Annotated in this window: 1 protein-coding gene; it reads right to left on the minus strand. The window is 54.4% G+C overall.

The features are described from left to right. A partial coding sequence (locus FHW88_RS29950) for a condensation domain-containing protein (RefSeq protein WP_410505776.1) occupies window positions 1-2,939 on the minus strand: 2,939 nt, incomplete at its 3' end. Window positions 2,940-2,994 lie beyond the last annotated feature (55 nt).

Below are 2,994 nucleotides of genomic sequence, written 5' to 3' on the forward strand. Positions count from 1 at the left end.
AGCCGGACCTGTTCGGCGAACAGGGTTACGATGGTTTCCCCGCGGGGGTAGTCAACGTCAGCTCCCTGGAAGCGGGTTAATAGCTCATCCTGTTCCTGCGGGGTGATATAGCTGAGGGCTGATACGGTCTGGAGCTGATCTTCGAGGGCGAGGTTTAACAGCTGCCGGAAGTGGGCGCCGAGGGCGCTCATGAAACGGTCATGGTAGAGGCCGTTATCATAGCTAAGGACGATCTCCATGCCATCTGATCCGGGTATGACAACGAGGTTCAGGGGGTAATTGGTCTGTTCGAAGACCTGTGATGATAAGAGCTCAAGGCCGCCAATTTCAGAAGAGAGGCTTTCACTCAGCATCTCCTGTACGGGGTAGTTCTCAAACACGAGGATGTGGTCAATGAGCCGGTTCCCGAGTTCATGTGCAGCCTGTATCTCGGCGAGCTGCACATAATGATGTGGGAGGCCTTCAATGTTGTGTCGCTGGAGTTCCCGGATGAGGCTTTGCACGGATTGCCCTTCCTTGTAGCAGACCCTGACGGGGACGGTATTGATGAACAGGCCGATCATTGATTCGACACCTTCAAGTTCTCCGGGCCTGCCGGAAACAACGGCACCGAAAACGACATCGTGTGTGTCATTGTATTTAGCCAGGAGCATTCCCCATATAGCCTGAATGAATGTATTTTCTGTTACGCCCTGTGCGGCGCAGAACCGTCTGATGAGCTGAAGCTGCTCTGCGTTTATGCGGAAACGCACCTGCGCGTGTTTTCCGGATGCATCACCGGGTGCGGCCTGCCGGGGTATGGCCGAAACCGATTCATATCCGGAAAGATATTGCTTCCAGTATTCCGCAGAGCCGGCCTGGTTGACAGTGCCGAGCCAGGATATATAATTGACATAAGGGTATACATTGGGGAGTTCGGGCTGTAATCCGCGGATGAAGGTGCCGTATATCCTGTAAAAGTCCTGTATCAACAGTCCCACGCACCATCCGTCCATCAGGATATGATGATGGCTCCAGACAAAGCTGTACCTGTTTTCATCCGTACGCAGTACAGCCAGCCTCATCTGGGACCCGCTGCCAAGGTCAAAGCCTTTTTCGCGGTCGGCCAGGCAGTATGCATCCACGGTTCCTGTTTCCCTGTAATCAGCATAGAAGAAAGTGTCCTTAGCGCAGCTTTCCACGACCTGCAGGGCAGGGCCGAAGTCCAGTGTGAAATAGGTCCGGAGTATGGGGTGCCTGTTGAGGAGGAACATGTAGCTTTTATGTAAAGCACCGATATTGAGGGCTTCGTCCCTGATATCATAGACCATCTGCTCGAAATACTCTGTAGACTCAGGTGCGGCCAGCCAGTGGTAGTATAACCCTTCCTGTAAAGGGGCCAGCGGGTAAACATCGGCAACCTCACCGTTCCGGTTAAGTAAGGCGAGCTGCTGTATGCTCAGGTCTTTATAGGTCAGGTCCACCGGCGTAAGGTACCTGCGGTTTTCCCTGGTCAATTCGGATAAAAGCAGGTCGATGGCATGGGCGACCGCGTCGCACAGATCCTGCATAGTTTGCTTGTAGTACTGTTGGCGGCTGTATGTCAGGGAGCATGTCATGCGTCCTTCAACGACGATACCGGTGATGGTTAACAGCTCGTCCCTGGACTGCTCATCGCTGCCTGCATTGCCGTGATAGCCTCCTGCAAAGCTGAACACCTCTTCCCCCGCTTCGCTTTGTATCCCCGATCCGAAGTCCCCAAGGTAATTGAATGTGATCTGCGGTTCACAGGAATAAACCCTTCCCCCTCGGTATTCCTCCGGGCTGAGATAGCGGAGGGTCCCGTACCCGATACCTTTATTTGGTACGCGGTGCAAATGCTCCTTGATGCGCACGAGCGCCTCCTGCGCGCCGGCTGTCCCGCTTACATCCAGCACCACGGGGTACTTGGTTGTAAACCATCCTATCGTTCTGGTGACATCGGCATCGGATCCGATATCCTCACGTCCATGTCCCTCCAGGCTGACCAGTACCTTCTGTGTACCGAATACGGTTCTGAGGCCGATTGCCGCAGCGGTGAGCAAGAGGTCATTGATCTCGGTGCCGTACACCGCGTTGCATCGGGTGAGGAGTTCTGTAGTGCGTTCAGGGTCTAATGTAAATGATACGGTTTGCGTATCCGCCTGGAGGTTTGTCCCGGCAGGCATGTCCAATGGTATGCTGTCATAAGCACCAAGTTCAATGTTATTCCAGTAATCGAGTTCTTTAGCTAACACGGGGCCGGCACTGAACAGGGCCTGTTGCTGCTGCCAGTACATGAATGAATCGGTCTTTAAGGGGAGCTTAAAAGGCTTTCCTGCGATGTATTGGTTATATAAGCTGGAAAGGTCCTCGAATAAGATCCGCCATGACACCCCGTCGACGACCAGGTGATGTATCACCAGGAGCAAGCGGTCCCCGTCGCCGGTATGGAAAAGCCCGGCCCTCATTAACGGGCCCGAAGCCAGTTCAATACCTGCTTGGAGCTCGTCATACCTGGTGTGCAGCCATTCCTGTTCATTACTGCCTGACTGAGGTTCATACCAGTCCTCGATCAGGTCATATCCCTGCTCAGGGCCAAGGTTCTCCTGTAGCCATGCACCAGTGCTGTCCTGGTAATAAACGATCCTTAAGGCGTCATGGTGCCGGACGATTTGATCGAGCAGGGGCGCGAGTATCTCCGCGGTCATGCCGTTGCGGCAGTCCAGTAAAACGGACTGGTTATAATGATGTTTGGATGGGAGAGGGCTCTCCAGGAAGCTTTTCTGGATGGGGCTGAGCCCGATCATTCCGGTTACGGTTCCCTGTCCGATCTGGCGGCTCACGGAACTGATCAGTTTGCTCAGATCGCTGAGCACCGGATGGCGCAGGACATCGCGTACCTGGAGCTGGTACCCCCGTTGCCTCAGCCGGGAGACCACCTGGATCGATTTGATGGAATCCCCGCCCAGGGCGAAAAAGTCATCCTGAAGGCCT

Source organism: Mucilaginibacter sp. SG538B, assembly GCF_013376065.1.
Classification (GTDB): Bacteria; Bacteroidota; Bacteroidia; order Sphingobacteriales; family Sphingobacteriaceae; genus Mucilaginibacter; species Mucilaginibacter rubeus.